We start from the raw sequence: 15564 nt of genomic DNA, 5'->3' as shown, positions 1-15564 counted from the left end.
CCCCGCAGCACGCCCCCGCCCCGCGGTACGTCTCCGTCAACGGCGAGGTCGCCGCCGGGAGCTTCGAGTGGTCGCACCGGCCGCAGAGCGCCCTCTACTGGCAGGTGATCCCGCTCGGAACGCTCGGCGCCGCCGTGTTCGGCACCATCGGCGGAGCGATGGCCTACAGCGACGAGATGAGCACCCTGGCGGTCGTGATCGGCGCCGTGGTCGGCGTGGTCATCGGCGCCCTGTTCCTCGGCGGTATCGCTCTCTACCTCTCAGCGGCGCGCGCCCAGCTGAAGAAGAGCGTCCTCGAACTGTCCACCAGCCAGAAGCGGGTCAAGATCCCGATGGGTGCGATCGGTTACCTGGGCCGGGCCGAGTTCACCAAGGCCAACAAGTGGCGCATGTCGCGAATGAACTTCGTGGTGGAGCCCGGGCCGGGGCTGGAGATCGTCAGCCGCGACGGCAAGTACATCACCCTGTCCACCACGCACGCGGACGCCGTCATTCAGGAACTGCTCAACCAGGGCATGCACCCCGACGCCCTGCGCGTCCGCTTCCCCGACGGCGTCACCACCAAGCCCCCGGCCACCCGCGAGCCCCGCTGAACAGGCCGCTCCCCGCGTGGCGCCCTGTCGGCTGCCTGTACCGTCACGTCACCGAGGGTCGGCCCGGCCCGCCGCCCAGGAGGAGCACCCGTGAACGAGCCGCAGCGAGAGGACGAAGAGGTCCTGGCCGGAGGCGGCGTCCACCATGTGGTGCGGGTCGGGCCGACCGTGCGACGCCCTCCTGGACCGTCGACCCGGACCGTGCACGCGTTGCTCGCCCACCTGCGGTCGGCGGGGTTCACCGCGGCGCCGAGAGCGCACGGATTCGACGCCGACGGGCGGGAGATCCTCGACTTCGTGCCCGGCGAGGTCGGCAACTACCCGCTGACCGACGCGGTCCGGTCGGACGAGGCGCTGCGGGCCGTCGGCGTGCTGCTGCGCGAATACCACGACGCCACCGTCGGCTTCACTCCGGAGCCGGACGCCGACTGGTACTTCTCGCCCCGCGAACCGGCGGAGGTGATCTGCCACGGCGATGTCGCTCCCTACAACTGCGTCTTCCGCGACGGGACACCGGTGGCGCTCATCGACTTCGACACCGCCCACCCCGGACCGCGTGTCTGGGATCTCGCCTACGCCGCCTACCGGTTCGTGCCGCTGACAGACCCGGGCAACACCGACTTCACCCTCCCCGTCCCGGAACAGGCGCGCCGCCTGCGGCTCCTCGCCGACGCCTACCGGCTCGGCGTCCGGGACCGGGCGGCGCTGGCCCCGACGGCCCGGGAGCGCCTGGACCACCTGGTCCGTCACATGCACGAGCAGGCCGACGCGGGCAACACCGCCTTCGCCCGCCACATCGCCGACGGACACGACCACCTCTACCGGACCGACGCCGCCCACATCGTCCGCCACGAAGCCACCCTCACGGCAGCCCTGACCCAGGACGCGCCCGCCCGCTGACCACGAAGTGGCGTACCGACCGCCCACTCCGGTGCTGCCCCTGCGTCCGGCCCGCCGCTGACCGCGTGATCGCCTGGCGACGCGACGACGCCCCGGGGCTCGACCGCTTCCTGATCACCGCCGGGCCCGGAAGTCACACGATCAGGTGGAACGTCGCCTGAGGAACCGGCTCGGTGGCGGAGGGGTGGGGCGGGGACAACGGCATGGGGGACCAGGGCAATGACGTGTTGCGGGATCGCACTGGACCGCACGGTTCCGGTTGATGCGTCCGCGCGGACAGCTCGCCTGACGCGAATCGGCCCGAACGAGGCCCGTGGGCCGTGAAGAATGGGACGGGTCCGCCAACGCCGCGATCTACACGCCGGTGCCCGCCGTCAAAGGCGATGCACTGCCCAGAGAGAGGATCTGGAAATGCGCCCGGATCGATTTCGTGACTGCGCTGTAGAAGCCTATGGAGCCGCGGGCCTGGCCGCGGAGCCCTGGTCCGACGGCACGAGGAGGCCGTTCGGTGTGAAGGTGACGCTGCCGTCTGGGGCGCTGATCTGGCACGCGATCACCGTGCAGAGCCAGGAAGGAGACGATCCGAGTCAGCCAGAGAAGGTCGTACGCGGCACCGCCCCGGAACCCGTGGAACTGCCGGAATTGGCCGGGCGGGTACCTGTCCAATCCGTCGAGGAGTTCCTGGCCGGAGCGGTGGCGAATCTCGGCAATGAAGAGGTCTCACATGTGTATGCCTATTCCGCCTCCCGTTCCGGCTCCACATCGGTTTACCCGGGCTTCGGTGTGAAGTTTCACAGCGGGGCGAAAGCCTACTGCGTGTTCGTCCGTGCCGGAGCGCCAGGACGTGAGCCGAGCGGAGAGCACGACGTCCCCAGGGAGATCTGATCGCGGACCGGGGAGATTCCGGGGTCGTCGTACGGATCTGCCTCGATCGCCGTCAGGCCGACGCACGCGACGGGCTGTTCGCACTGGAATCGATGCGCCGGATCCAGTTCCGGTCGCGGGGCGCCGTCACCGGGCCTGGGGCGCCCCGAACCGGGCGAGGCAGTGCCACACCTTCTTCAGCGCCTGAGGGTCGTGCCCTCCCGACATCGCGGCCTTTCCGATTTCCCGAGGCGTCAGTATTCCGTCGCGGGCGAGAGCGCGGCCCAGCCGCACGTACTCCGGCCCGCGGTAGGTGGCGAGCTGGTCCAGCCGCTCGACCGCGAGCCGGAACCCGCTGTGCCACTCCACGCGGCACGGCAGCCGGCGCGCCACCTCCTCGATTTCAGTGCCCCGGTGCCCCGGGTCGAGGACGACTGCCTCGATGTCCCGGCCGAGCTGGACGGGACCGTGGACCTGCGCTTCCACGTAGTCGTCGAGCGCGTCGCGACGCTCGGCCTCCGCGAGCCGGACCAGTTCCATACGGTGAGCAACGCCGAACGATGACGGATCGAAGCAACTGTCGGGGTAGCAGTAGGTCGAGCGGTCCAGGGCCTCCTCCGTCAGCCGCAGATGCGCCGAGCCGAAGCGTGGGGCGGCACCGACCTCGCGTCGCCGGAAGTCGAGAGCCCCGTAGACCGGGCGACGGTGCGCCGGACCGTGGTCGTAGGCGCCGCCGAACATCCGGCTCTCCCACCGCCAACGGTCTCCTCCGGGGCGAGCGGTGAGACCACCGGCGCTCGTGCCGGTGACGAACTGCGAGCGGTACAAGCCGTCTTCGGCCAGCCGGGCGAGCATCGTCCCGCCGCCTTTCACGGAGCGGTCCGGGTGGAAGTTGAGAGTGATACGCCACCCTCGGTGGAGCGGTTCGCCGGAGGAGAGAGCGGCGACGTGCCGCAGTGCTCGTTCGGCTGCCGTCGAAAGCCCGTCCATCGCCATGACGGGAGTCTTCCCGCGCCCACTCGCCGCCCACCCCACATACCGCCCCGGACCGGTGCCACCGCCGATCGCTCTGGCGTGCGGCCTCGGTGACGAACCGGATCTCGTGGGTGGCCATGCCCAGACTGTTCCTAGTCGTCGGCGAACAACGACTCGTCACCGGATTCGATGCGCCGGATCATCTCCAGGTCGATCTGCTGGTGTTCGGGGTTGGCGTTGCGGCAAGCCGGTGTCCACCAGTCGTGGACGACTTCGACCAGGCGCAGGTGGTCGTAGCTCTGTGCGGCGAAATCTGCGGCCCCGGTGAAGTCGAGCTCGAAGCGAACCCGGTCATCGGGGGTGAGGGCCGCGAAGACGGCGGGGCCGGTGCGATCGACCCAGCGAGTGGGGTCCTGTTGGGGGAGCTGCGGTCGGCGGGTGATCGTGGCGTCCCGCTGGGATCGGTAGCGGTCGGCGTCGGCCGCGTCGCGGTCTCCTCCGGCGTGCGTCCACCATTCCCGTACGACCTCGGCCAGCGGTTCGATCTCGTAGGAGAGCCGAACGCCTGCCAGTGCGAACGCGAACTGTGCTTCGAACGAGTCGCGGTCCTCATCCGAGAGGGCGCTGCGAACCCAGGCTCCGCTGAACGTGCCCACTGTCTCGCCTTCCACAGTCCTGATGTCGAAGCAGGTGTCCCCACGGTGCGAAAAGGTCGGCCCTCTCCGCAGTGCGGAGAGGGCCGGTTGGCGCTGGGGGCTGGGACCGGGCTCAGCGGTGGAGCGTGCCGAGGAAGGCGGTCCAGCTTGTGTGGGGGAAGGCGAGGGCGGGACCGGTGGGGTTCTTGCTGTCGCGGACCGGGAGTACGCCGGGGACGTTGTCCGCCACCTCGACGCATTCGCCGCCGTCACCGTTGCTGTAGCTGGACGTGCGCCAGGCGGCTGCGGTCAGTTCGACACAGTGGGCTCGCACGGCACTTCCTCCAGGATCTCGGCGATCAGGGTCAGCGATTCGGCCGGTGAGAGAGCCTGGTCGCGTACCTGATCGTAGCGCAGCTGTAGCCTCTCGACACCGAGCGTTTCCGTCACGAGTTCGCCGCTGTGGGCCGTCTCGACCCAGGCGACCGTCCGGCCGTCGCGGAGCCGCAGGAACATGATGTCGGTCCCCGGCAGCGCCTGCGGGCCGAGGGAGAGCGGCAGGATCTGGATCGCCACCTGGGGCCGCTCCGCCGCCTCGGCCAGCAGGGAGAGTTGTTCCTGCCACGCGGCCGGATCGGCGAGCGGCGCGCGCAGCACGGCTTCGGAGAGCACCGCGCGCAGATGGGGCGGGCGTGGGCCGTCGAGCACATGCTGGCGTGCCATCCGCGCCTCGACCTGCTGGTCCAGGATCTCGCTGGGACAGCCGCCCGCCGTCAGGACGGATCGTGCGTACGGCTCGCTCTGCAGCAGGCCGGGCATGAGACCCGGAGCGTACTTCTGAAACGCCAGCGCATCGGCTTCCAGCTTCATGTAGTGCCGGTAGCGCTCGCGGAACTGGCCGGGGTCGCGGAGGGCCAGTTCCCACAGAACGGTCAGGTGGGTCGTTCCGTAGAACGCGTCGAGGGCGGCGGCGAGCTCGGGGCCGCCGAGGGATTCGCCCAGTTCCATCCGGCCCAGGTGGGTGAAGTCGTAGGTGATGGCCGCGCCCAGCTCGCGCAGGGACAGCCCTTTGGCCGTCCGTAGTGTGCGTAGCTCCTCGGCGTAACGGCGCCGTGGTTCCTGGCTCTTGCCACTGAGAGCACGCCTGCTCGGCATGGCACCCCCTGGTGTTGTCGGTGTCGTTGTTTCGCGCGGCGCCGTAGGCCCGACTGCTTCCACCCCGGGGGAGGCCGTTCTCGGCCGCGATGCTGGTAACCGTAACGCTACGGAGAGGAGTTGTGCAGGGGGTCGCGCAAAGTTCCGAGAGGCCGTTCCGGGTGGGTTCGATGGAGCCGCCGGGGGCGGCTTCGTGGTGCCCGTGTTCACCGCGCGGACACCCTGAGGAGAGGGAAAATGCCAGTTCAGAGCGTTGGGGTGCGGCAGGGGCGTGCGAACGTTGCCGCACTACCGTTCGGTGTGATCCGCGCCGTCGAGGCCGGTCGGCGCACGAGCCGGCCGGGGCCGCCGCAGCAGTGGGCGACCCCGGCCGGATACGCAGGGTGACGATATCGGGGTGGTCACTTCTTCCGTTTCGGCCCCTTGGCCGCGCGGGCCAGGGCGCGGGTCAGGCGCGGGGAGACCCGGGCCAGGGTGCGGCCGATGCGTGCCTCGGCGGAGACCGCGACGACGGCCCGGTTCTCCGCGACGGTGCGCACGATCGCCGAAGCGACCTTCTCCGGTGCGTAGTTGCGCAGCCGGTACGCCCGGCCGGTGGTCTTGCGGAGCCTGTCCTGTTCCTTCTCCCCGGTGCCCACGTGCCGGGTGGTCGCCGTGATGTCCGTCTTCACGAAACCGGGGCAGACCGCGCTCACCCCGATGTCCTGGCCGGCGAGTTCGGCGCGCAGGCACTGGGTGAGCATCAGCACCGCCGCTTTGGAGGTGCTGTAGGCGGGCAGCGCGCGGCTGGGCGAGAAGGCGGCGGCCGAGGCGACGTTGACGATGTGGCCGCCCTGTCCGCGTTCGGCCATCTGCCTGCCGAAGAGCAGACAGCCGTGGATGACGCCCCAGAGGTTGACGTCCAGGACCTGCCGCCACTCCTCGGTGCTGGTCTCCAGGAACGGTCCGGCCAGGCCGATGCCCGCGTTGTTGACCAGCACGTCCACGGTTCCGTACGTCTCCGCGACGGTGGCGGCGAGACGCTCCATCTGCGCCTCGTCGGAGACGTCGGCGGTCTCCGCCCATGCCTCCGCCGCGCCGCGTGTCCGGGCGGCGCGCGCCGTGCGCGCGGCTCCCTCCGCGTCACGATCGACCGCGATCACCCGCGCCCCGGCCTCGGCGAACGCCAGCGCGGTCGCCTCACCGATACCGTGCGCCGCCCCGGTGACCAGGACCAGCTGGTCGCTGAACCGTTCGCTGTAGCAGCCCGGTTCGGGCAGCGGGCGGCCGTGCTCCACGTCCGCGTCGATGAACTGCCTGATCCAGGTGGCGAGCTGGTCCGGGCGGGTGCGCGGTGCCCAGTGCTTGCCGGGGAGTTCTCGACGCACCAGCCGCGGCACCCACTGGTCGAGCTGGTCGAAGAGGCGGGCGGAGACATACCCGTCGCCGGTGGGGTGGATCAGCTGCACCGGCACGTGGGCGTCCGCGTCCGGGCGCGGATCGCGCAGCCGGGGGCGGACGTTGTCCCGGTAGAGCCAGACGCCGGTCGCCGCGTCCGAGCGCAGGGTCCCGGTGGGGTAGCCGTCGTCCGGCGTCTTCTCCAGCTTCCGCATCACCAGCGGCCAGGCGGCTCCGGCCGGTCCGCGCCAGGCCAGTTCCGGCAGCGCGGGGGTGTGGAAGAAGCCGACGTACCAGGACTTGGCGCCCTGGCCGAGGAGTTGGGCGACGTGCGCGGGCGTCGGGTTCTTGGTGCGGTGCTTGAGCCAGTGCCCGATGTGGTCGAGCGAGGGGCCGGACATGGAGGTGAAGGTGGCGATGCGGTGCCGGGTGCGTTCGACGGTGGCGAACTCCCAGCCCTGGACCGATCCCCAGTCGTGGCCCACGAGATGGACCGGGACATCCGGGCTCACGGCGTCGGCTACGGCGAGGAAGTCGTCGGTCAGCTTGTCGAGAGTGAAGCCGCCGCGCAGCGGATCGGGCGTCTGGGAACGGCCGTGGCCGCGCACGTCGTAGGTCACCACGTGGAAGTCCGGCGCGAGCCGGTCGGCCACCCGCGACCACACCTCCTGGGTGTCGGGGTAGCCGTGCACCAGGACGACGGTGGGCCGGGTGGGATCGCCGTACTCGTCGACTGCCAGCCGCAGGCCGTCGGGGGTGTGGACGGTGCGCGTGCGCGCCTCGTTCCCGCTCGGTGCGGGGGCGCCGGGGCCCGCCGCGTCGTCCGTCTCGGGGTTCTCCTGCGAGCCCATGGCACCGTCCCGTCGTCGTAGCGGTCAGCCGTAGCGGATCAGCCGTGACGCCGCTGCAGACGGACGCGAGAGCGCCCGGGCGCCACATCAGTGGCGACTACCCGGGCGGTCCGCGCGCCATGCCCGCACCCGGACGGCGCGGCCGGGTGCGGGCATGGCTCTCGCGGGTGCGGCTCAGCTCTCGCGGGGGGCGACCTCGCCCATCTCGCCCCAGCCGTCCATGCCCGGGATCTCGGTGGAGACGATCTCCGGGCGGGAGGCGACCGCGTACGACATGGCCTCGGTGCCCGCCTTGAAGTGGTCGGACTCCACGTGCGCCTTGCCGGCGTCTCCGTCCCGGAACGCCTCCACCAGTACGAACACGTTCGGGTCGTCCACGCTGCGGGACCACTCGAAGAAGATGTTGCCCGGCTCGGCGCGGGTGGCCCGGGTGAAGGCGTCGACCCGGTCCAGCCAGCCGTCGGTGTGCTCGGGGCGGACGGTGAACTTGACGGTGATGAAGATCATCGGGGCTCCTCGGTGCCATGGGGGTGCCCGGGACGGGCGAGGCCGGTGGCCCGTGCGGCCGGGTCGCCGGACGGTGATCCGGCAGGTCACACGGGCTTGCACCATCATCGCGTGCCCGGTCCCGGGCCGCCCACGCGTCCCCGGCGTGCCGTCGGCCGCCGTGCGCCACCCCGTCCGGAGCGCCGTCCCGCCGGCCGGGGCCCCGCGCCTCCCACGCGAGGCCCCGTGCCGAGGGCCCCATGCCGAGGGCCGGTCCCTCCGGACGAACCGGAGGGACCGGCCACGCGGTGCCCGGGCCGGCGTGCGGCCCGGCCGCCGCTTACGGCTTGACCACGGTGCCGCCGAACGTCACGCGCAGGCTGCCGTCCGCGTTGAAGGACCAGCCCAGAGTGCCGGTGTAGGCGGAGCACTTGGGCCCGTTGGAACCGGACCAGAACTGGTTGGAGCTGTCGACGTTGCCGATGGTCCGGTCGTTCGACCCGCTGCCGCTGTGACAGGAGACGTTGTCGCGGAAGACCGAAGTGCCGCCGTCGAACTGGAAGTTGCGTTCCTTGCTGTTGATGCTGACGTTGCCCCGGACCGACATGGTGCCGAGGTTCCGGTTGTAGGTGAAGCCGTGCTTGCCGTTGTTGAAGGCGATGTTGCGGTGGATGGTGTGGTTGACGCCGATGTCCTCGCCGCCGAGTTTGAAGCCGTTGCGGTCACCGCTGGGGTTCTGGGTGCCGTTGCTCAGCGTGCCGTTGTTGTAGGCGAGGGAGTCCTCGATGGTCACCGCGCCGATGGGCCCGGTGTCGCGCTTGGTGTAGAGGTCCCAGCCGTCGTCGATGTTGTTGTGCGCCACGGCGTAGCGGAAGACGTTGCCGGGGCCGGAGGTGAGCTTGGCCGCGAAGCCGTCCGCGTCCTCGCCGTCGGAGTCCGCGTTGTCGTGGGAGACCGCGCTCAGGACGAGGTTGTGGGAGGGCCACTGGTTGTTCGGGGTGGTGGAGCCGACCCGGGAGATCTGGAGCCCGGAGTCCCGGTTGAAGCGCGTGATGGTGCGCTCGATGATGTTGTTGCTGCCCCCGACGAAGATGCCGTTGTCGCCGGCGCGTTCCACCGTGATGCCGTACACGTACCAGTACGAGCCGTTGATCGACAGACCGCGGTTGGCCGGGTCCTCGCTCATGGCGGAGAAGTTCAGGACCGGGGTCTCACCCGGGTACGAGGTCAGGATGGTGCGGGCACCCGAACTGCCGTTGTTGCCCGGCTGGATGACGATCGGCTGGGCGTAGTTGTATGTCCCGCCGCGCAGGTAGATCGTCCCGCCGGGGGTGACCCGGCTGATCGCGGCTGGCACCGTCGTCGGGTCGGACTGCGTTCCGGCCGCGTCGGCCCGCCCGCCGGGCGCCGCGTAGAGCACCGGGCCGGTCGGGTCCGGAGGGTTGGTGGGGTCCGGGTTGGTCGGGTCCGGGTTGGTGGGGTCGGGGTTGGTCGGATCAGGGTTGGTGGGGTCCGGGTTGGTGGGGTCGGGCGGGACGCCGTCGGAGGTGACGAGCACGTCGTCGAAGGAGGCCGCGGCGTTGGAGGTGACCAGCGCGATGCGGCCCTGGGTCCAGGCCGAGTGGGCGGTGGAGGAGATCGTCTGCCCGTTGACGGTCGCGCTGACGGTGCCGCCGTTGACGGTGAGAGCGAGGGTGTGCCAGGTACCGGCGGTGGAGGTCAGGCTCCGCGTGCCGATGGTGCTGACCTGGCCGCCGTTGACGGACTGCAGCTCGGCGCGGTTGGGGTAGAGGGCCACCCGGTACATCCGGGTGGCGCTGCTGGCGCGGGCCCCGAGGGCGGCGAACGAGGAGGAACCTGCGAGGGTGTCCGGCTTGACGCGGGCCTGGACGCTGTAGTCGCGCCAGGAGGCGTCGCCGCCGAGCTGACGGGCCAGTTCACTGTCGGTCTTGGACTGTTTGAAGACCTGGGAACCGCCGTCAGGGGCGACGTGCCAGTCACCGCCGGACTTCGTCCAGCCGCTCGGGGCACCGTTCTCGAAGTCCTCGGTGAGCACGGTGGCGGCCGCGGCCGGGCCGGCGGTGCCCAGCAGAAAGACGGCCATCGCTCCGACGAGTGACACGGCGAGGGCGCTGTACCAGCGGCGGCGCCCGCGGCGGGAATATGTATGCGACATGGAAACCTCTCTCCGGAGGGAGGGTGTACTGAGCGAGGCGTGGGAGCGTCTCAGTTCTCCGGAAATGCGACCCATCACTGCAACCCCTTGCAGTTACATGACGGTAATAGATTTGCCTCCTGGTCGTAGCATGTCAATACACGAGACACCGCAAGGCGGTAAGCGCTATCTGAGCTGATCGTGATATCCCGCTGGAACAGCAACCGTTTGCATGTTTAGCCCGCTGCTCCCGGGCTCAGCGGAGCGCCGCATTCAGCAACTGGCGGCCGATTACCTGCTCGGCGCGGATTGCGGAATAACCCGGCGCCCGGTGGCGTCGTTGCCCGGGTCACCCCGCCGGCGGCCACCCCGGACCACCCCGGACCACCCCGGACCACCTCCACGCACCGCCCGCCGGCCCGCCGCCGGCACTCCCATCGGAAGGACCACCGTGCGCATCGACCTCACCGGCCGGACCGCCCTCGTCACCGGCTCCACCCAGGGCATCGGCGCCGCCATCGCCACCGGGCTGGCCCGCGCCGGCGCAGCCGTCGCGGTCAACGGCCGAACCGAGGAGTCCGTCCGCGCGGCGCTGGAGCGGCTGCGGGCCGAGGCGCCCGGCGCCGAGTTCCTCGCCGCGCCCGGCGACCTCGCCACCGACGACGGCTCCCGCGCCGTCTTCGACGCGCTGCCCACCGCCGACATCCTCGTCAACAACCTGGGGATCTTCGGCGCCAAGCCCGCCCTGGAGGTGGAAGACGCCGAGTGGCGACGGTACTTCGAGGTCAACGTGCTCGCCTCGGTACGCGCCACCCGCCACTACCTGCCCGGCATGACCGGGCGCGGCTGGGGCCGGGTGCAGTACATCGCCAGTGACTCCGCCGTCGTCACGCCCGCCGAGATGATCCACTACGGCGTCACCAAGACGGCGCTGCTCGGCGTGAGCCGCGGCTTCGCCAAGGAGGCGGCGGGCACCGGCGTCACCGTCAACTCGGTCATCGCGGGACCGACCCACACCGGAGGCGTCGAGGACTTCGTCTACGAACTGGTCGACCGCGACCTGCCGTGGGAGGAGGCGCAGCGGGAGTTCATGCGCGCGCACCGGCCACAGTCGCTGATCCAGCGGCTGATCGAGCCGTCCGAGATCGCCAACATGGTGGTGTACCTCAGCTCGCCGTTCGCCTCGGCCACCACCGGTGGCGCGCTCCGCGTGGACGGCGGCTACGTGGACGCGATCCTGCCCTGACACCTGGTGGGGCGGGCCGCACGGCGGACCCCGGACGCGGAGACGCCCCGCACCGCCCAACCAAGGGCCGTGCGGGGCGTATCCGTATCGGGAGCGGGACGAATCGGTCCGGGTGCGGTCAGTGATCCCCGGCGAAGCTGAACGACGCCAGGCGACGTCCCGCGTACCAGACACCGCCGACGGTCGCGATCACCAGCAGGATCGACCCGGCGGTCAGTGAGACCGTCGAGGTGACGTTCGCGCCGGAGGCGGCGATCTGCTCGGCCAGGGTCAACGACCACTGCTGGACCGAGAGGTTGCCGACGCCCGGCATCAGGCTGCCCAGCAGCGCCTCCCAGACCAGCGCGTAGATCAGGCCGATGACCACGGCGTTCCGGGAGACCACGCCGAGCAGCAGGAAGATCGCGCTGTAGGCGACCACCGCCGCGGCCGTCGCCGCGGTGAAGGCGAAGGCGATCTGCTGGCTGTTGTTGTTGAGGATCAGCCCCGCGACGTACACCGGGACCACGGTGAACAGCCCGGTGACGGCGCACGCCACGATGAACTTGGTGGTGATGATCGTCTGACGGCTGACCGGCTTGGACAGCAGGTAGACGACGGAGCCGTCGTCGATCTCCGGGGCGATGGCGCCGGTACCGGCGATGACGCCGACCAGCGGGACCATCGCGGCGAGGGCGAACCCGCCGAGCACCGTGGCCGCCGCGCGGTCGTCGGCCCCGTTGAGGGCCCGGACCGCGATGGCGATGGCCAGCAGCAGCATCGGCAGGAGCGCCATGATCAGGGCTCGGCGCCGCCCGAGCAGCGCGCGGAAGGTGAGCCGCGCGACCGTGGGATGGTAGATGGCGGTCATGGTGGGCGGTCTCCTTACGCGCTGACCAGGTAGGAGAAGACGCTTTCCAGCGACTCGTCCGACGGTGAGACCGTCAGCAGCCGGATGTCGTTTTCCCTGGCCAGCCGCGGCAGTTGTTCGGCGAAGCGGTGGAAGTCGATCGCCTCGACGCGCAACGCCTTCTCGGTGACGTCGAGTTCGAGCCCCTGCGTGGACGGGTCGGCGATCAGGGCGGCGGCCAGCGCGCGGTCGTCGCTGGAGCGGATCAGGTAGCGGTGCGGCCGGTCGGTCATCAGCCGGCGGATCTTGCGGAAGTCACCGGAGGCGGCGTGACGGCCCGCGACGATCACCTCGATGTGGCTGGCGAGTTGCTCGACCTCCTCCAGGATGTGGGAGGAGAACAGGACCGTGCGGCCTTCCTCGCCCATCCGCCGGAGCAGGTTCATCAGATGCATCCGCTGACGCGGGTCCATGCCGTTGAACGGCTCGTCCAGCAGCAGCACCGCCGGGTCGTGCACCAGCGCGGACGCCATCTTCACGCGCTGGCGCATGCCCTTGCTGTAGGTGGAGACCGGACGGTCGGCGGCGGCCGTCATCTCGACGGTCTCCAGGGCCCGTTCGGTGGCGGCACCCGGATCGTCCAGACCCTGGAGTTCGGCGTTGGCCCGGACGAACTCCCGGCCGTCGAGGAACTCGTAGGTCGTCTCCGTCTCGGGCACCAGCCCGATCCGGCGGTACGCCTCGGTGTTGTGCCAGATGACGTCGCCGTCCAGGGTGACCCGGCCGGTGGACGGCGGCAGGAAGCCGCTCATCATGTGGATGAGAGTGGACTTGCCGGCGCCGTTGGGGCCGAGCAGCCCGGTGATGCCGGGCGTGATGTCGATCGACACGTCGTTGACGGCGACGACGTTCCCGAACCACCGGGAGACGTTCTCGATGCGGATGACGGCCATGTCAGATCCCCACCTTCCGGTAGCGGCGCAGCAGCAGGAACGAGCAGAGCGCGGTCAGACCGACGGTGACCAGCAGATACGCCAGTCCGGCGCCGCCGGCCGCCGGCGCGATGCCGGAGGGGAAGTCGGTCGCGCCGCCCAGGTAGGCGCCCTGGAAACCGTCCATGAGCGTGCCGGGGGAGAGCAGGCCGATCCAGTCGACCGCACCGGAGGACCCCAGGTCGTAGACGATCCACTGGAGCGAGGTCGCCGCGAAGTACGGCACGGTGAGCACCGCGATGACGGCGGCGACACCGAAGCCGCGGCGGGGCGTGAACGACGCGATCAGCAGGGCGAGCGCGGAGTGCAGCACCGCGAAGACCACGGCACCGGCGAGGCCCTGGAGGAAGCCCACGGTCTCGTCACTCGGCGACAACTCGCCGAGCAGCGCGCCGGCATAGAGCAGGACCAGCGGCAGCGCGCAGAAGACGAAGATCGCCACGGAGAGCGCCGCGAGCTTGGCCGTCACGTAGTCCGAGCGCTCCAGCGGGCGCGAGAAGTAGAGCGGGGTGGTGCGGTACCGCAGGTCGAGCGAGACCATCTGCGGCGCGGCCAGCGCGACGTAGAGACCGACGATCGGCTGCATGAAGACGACGTACCGGGTGTATTCCAGCGGCAGTTCGTTGAGGTCGGTCGCGATGGCGACGGCGACCATGATCATGGCCGGCAGCGTCATGATCGTCAGCAGCAGCATCGGCAGCACCTTGGAGCGCGCCGAGCGGCCGAGGCCGAAGGCGCCGCGCAGCGAGTGCTCGATCAGCGAGGCGCGTCCGTGTGAACGGCCCAGCCGGGGGCCGGAGTAGCTGCGGTAACCGATGTTGTGGATGCGGGCGTCACCGCGGGCGGTCGGCCCGTCGGGAGCGGCATCGGCGGACCGGGTGGTGTTCGGGTCAGTGTGCACGGCCGTCCGCTCCTTCCTGGGCTGCCGGGGTGGGTGCCTGGGCGGGGACCTCCGCCGGGTCGGCCGGGCCCTCCGGTGTGGTCGGGTCGGCCGGTGTCGTCGGGCCCTCTGGTGCGGCCGGTGCGGCCGGTGCGGCGTCGACGCGTTCGGCGAACACCTCGGCGATCCGGTGGCGGCGCTGCTCCATCCGCACCAGGCCCAGGCCCATATCCGCGATGGTGTCGCGCACCGTGTCGTAGCCGGCGTCGCCCTCGGCGCCCGGGGCCAGCTCGACCAGCACCAGCTGGCCGGCGTCGCGCTGGGCGGTGAGCCCGGCGGCGGTCAGTGCCTCGTGCACCGCCTCCGCGCCGTTGGGGTGCCGGTCGCTGTCGGTGACCTCCACGGCGAGCGTGGTGGTGGACTGGGTGAAGCCGCCGATGGACTCCGACCGCAGCAGCTTGCCGCCGTCGATCACCACGATGTGGTCGCTGGTGCGTTCCAGCTCTCCCAGCAGGTGGGAGGTGACCAGCACCGAGATGCCGAAGTCGGTGTGCACGCGGCGGATCAGGGCGAGCATCTCGTCCCGGCCGGCCGGGTCGAGGCCGTTGGTCGGCTCGTCCAGCAGCACCAGCTGCGGGTCGTGGACCAGCGCCTGCGCCAGCTTCACCCGCTGCTTCATGCCGGTGGAGTAGCCGCCGATCGGGCGGTAGCGCGCCTCGTACAGTCCCACATGGCGCAGGGTGTCGGCGGTGCGTTCGCGGGCGGCCGTGCGCGGCAGGCCGGACATCCGGGCCATGTGGACGACGAACTCGGTCGCCGGCACGTCGGGTGGCAGGCAGTCGTGCTCCGGCATGTACCCGACCTGCGCGCGGATGGCGGAGCCGTCCACGGCCGAGTCCTTGCCGAGTACGCGCGAGGTGCCCTCGGTGGCTGGGGCGAGCCCCAGCAGGAGTTTGATCAGGGTCGACTTACCGGCTCCGTTGGCTCCCACGAGACCGGTCACGCCCGGTCCGATGTTCACCGTGAGCCGGTCCAGCGCGGTCACCCCTGGATACCGCTTGCTGAGCCCTTCGGTCACGATCACAGTCACGGCGTTGACGTTACCGGTGCGGTGAGCTGACTCACGTCCCCCGGAAGTCTCGGACGGATCATCCGACAGTCGTTCCGTGGGGGGAGGCTGTCGGGGTGATCCCCGTAGGGAGCCGGATCCGGGATCGTACGTGAGTTCCCATGGGTCAATCTCCGGAAGGGCGTCACCTGAACGGGGCAACGTTAGTTGTTCATGCCATGGGGCAAGCGCAGGGCGGAGCTGTATGCAATCGCGTGGCGAACCGGACCGGGGGAGGTGACGGCCGTATGCGTGGCGACGACGCAAGCGCCGCCCGCCACCGGTCACCTCGCGATCGGACCACCCGTGGCCGGGGCCTGCTGGTGGTCACGGCCTTTCTCGGGTTCCTGGCCGGAGCCGGTCTGCTGATGACCGCGCACCCCGCCTCGGCGGGGGAGCGCGTCGGGGACCCGCCCGCACCGCCGTCCGACTCCGCCCGGCACGGACAGATATCCGGCCCGGCCGACGCCCCCGGCTCTCATCCGCAACCGGTCCCCGAGCCCGCCCCCGGCCCCGGC

15 protein-coding genes and 1 pseudogene are annotated in these 15564 nt (G+C 70.7%); 5 read left to right on the top strand and 11 right to left on the bottom strand.

From position 1 onward, the window contains the following. From E0D90_RS26600 to E0D90_RS15235, 3 genes are all read left to right on the top strand, one after another. On the top strand, nucleotides 1-593 hold a 593-nt coding region (locus E0D90_RS26600), incomplete at its 5' end, for a hypothetical protein (RefSeq protein WP_157996870.1). Between the two features lie 90 nt (nucleotides 594-683). Beyond that, nucleotides 684-1493, top strand: coding sequence for a phosphotransferase enzyme family protein (locus E0D90_RS15240; RefSeq protein ID WP_227870238.1), 810 nt, complete (start codon nucleotides 684-686; stop codon nucleotides 1491-1493). Between the two features lie 510 nt (nucleotides 1494-2003). Further along, the gene (locus E0D90_RS15235) at nucleotides 2004-2378 is read left to right on the top strand and encodes a hypothetical protein (RefSeq protein ID WP_130798735.1); all 375 of its coding nucleotides are present in this window, start codon (nucleotides 2004-2006) and stop codon (nucleotides 2376-2378) included. Nucleotides 2379-2504: 126 nt separating this feature from the next. Here the strand turns inward: E0D90_RS15235 and E0D90_RS15230 are convergent, their stop codons facing one another. The 7 genes from E0D90_RS15230 to E0D90_RS15200 form a co-directional block, all read right to left on the bottom strand. After that, nucleotides 2505-3353 (bottom strand): DUF3626 domain-containing protein, encoded by an 849-nt coding sequence (locus tag E0D90_RS15230; RefSeq protein WP_130798733.1) that lies wholly within the window; start codon nucleotides 3351-3353, stop codon nucleotides 2505-2507. Nucleotides 3354-3484: 131 nt separating this feature from the next. Next, nucleotides 3485-4003 carry a DUF6247 family protein gene (locus E0D90_RS15225; protein WP_130798731.1) on the bottom strand — a complete coding sequence of 173 codons (519 nt, stop codon included), beginning with the start codon at nucleotides 4001-4003 and terminating at the stop codon, nucleotides 3485-3487. 97 nt (nucleotides 4004-4100) lie between these two features. Then, a complete protein-coding gene (locus E0D90_RS15220; RefSeq protein WP_103502436.1) occupies nucleotides 4101-4301 on the bottom strand; it encodes a DUF397 domain-containing protein in 201 nt (66 codons plus the stop codon). Continuing rightward, nucleotides 4277-5122, bottom strand: a complete 846-nt coding sequence (locus E0D90_RS15215) for a helix-turn-helix domain-containing protein (protein ID WP_130798729.1) — start codon at nucleotides 5120-5122, stop codon at nucleotides 4277-4279. Before E0D90_RS15215 ends, E0D90_RS15220 begins: the two co-directional genes overlap by 25 nt. 401 nt (nucleotides 5123-5523) lie before the next feature. Then, nucleotides 5524-7350: an SDR family oxidoreductase gene (locus E0D90_RS15210; RefSeq protein WP_130798727.1), complete on the bottom strand. Its 1827-nt coding sequence runs from the start codon at nucleotides 7348-7350 to the stop codon at nucleotides 5524-5526. Nucleotides 7351-7524: 174 nt separating this feature from the next. After that, nucleotides 7525-7857 (bottom strand): putative quinol monooxygenase, encoded by a 333-nt coding sequence (locus E0D90_RS15205; protein WP_103502439.1) that lies wholly within the window; start codon nucleotides 7855-7857, stop codon nucleotides 7525-7527. Nucleotides 7858-8176: 319 nt separating this feature from the next. After that, the gene (locus E0D90_RS15200) at nucleotides 8177-10012 is read right to left on the bottom strand and encodes a right-handed parallel beta-helix repeat-containing protein (protein ID WP_227870237.1); all 1836 of its coding nucleotides are present in this window, start codon (nucleotides 10010-10012) and stop codon (nucleotides 8177-8179) included. Between the two features lie 430 nt (nucleotides 10013-10442). On the opposite strand from E0D90_RS15200, the gene E0D90_RS15195 reads away from it, so the two are divergent. Further along, nucleotides 10443-11237 carry an SDR family NAD(P)-dependent oxidoreductase gene (locus E0D90_RS15195; protein ID WP_103502441.1) on the top strand — a complete coding sequence of 265 codons (795 nt, stop codon included), beginning with the start codon at nucleotides 10443-10445 and terminating at the stop codon, nucleotides 11235-11237. A gap of 118 nt (nucleotides 11238-11355) precedes the next feature. Here E0D90_RS15195 and E0D90_RS15190 read toward each other — a convergent pair whose 3' ends face one another. From E0D90_RS15190 to E0D90_RS15175, 4 genes are read right to left on the bottom strand one after another with little or no spacing between them, the layout of a single operon-like run. Continuing rightward, nucleotides 11356-12078, bottom strand: a complete 723-nt coding sequence (locus E0D90_RS15190) for an ABC transporter permease subunit (protein ID WP_130798739.1) — start codon at nucleotides 12076-12078, stop codon at nucleotides 11356-11358. Nucleotides 12079-12101: 23 nt separating this feature from the next. Beyond that, nucleotides 12102-13019, bottom strand: a complete 918-nt coding sequence (locus tag E0D90_RS15185) for an ABC transporter ATP-binding protein (RefSeq protein WP_103502442.1) — start codon at nucleotides 13017-13019, stop codon at nucleotides 12102-12104. A gap of 1 nt (nucleotide 13020) precedes the next feature. Beyond that, a complete protein-coding gene (locus E0D90_RS15180) occupies nucleotides 13021-13959 on the bottom strand; it encodes an ABC transporter permease subunit (RefSeq protein ID WP_107499077.1) in 939 nt (312 codons plus the stop codon). Next, nucleotides 13949-15022, bottom strand: coding sequence for an ABC transporter ATP-binding protein (locus E0D90_RS15175; RefSeq protein WP_130798737.1), 1074 nt, complete (start codon nucleotides 15020-15022; stop codon nucleotides 13949-13951). The genes E0D90_RS15180 and E0D90_RS15175 overlap by 11 nt, the downstream gene beginning before the upstream one ends. Nucleotides 15023-15294: 272 nt before the next feature. Here E0D90_RS15175 and E0D90_RS27870 point away from each other — a divergent pair. Next, nucleotides 15295-15564: pseudogene (locus tag E0D90_RS27870) on the top strand (hypothetical protein); the annotation flags it as partial.

Origin of the sequence: Streptomyces otsuchiensis (assembly GCF_004305975.1) — a bacterium.
In the GTDB taxonomy this organism is placed as follows: Bacteria; Actinomycetota; Actinomycetes; order Streptomycetales; family Streptomycetaceae; genus Streptomyces; species Streptomyces otsuchiensis.
This window is presented reverse-complemented; position numbering and strand designations above follow the sequence as displayed.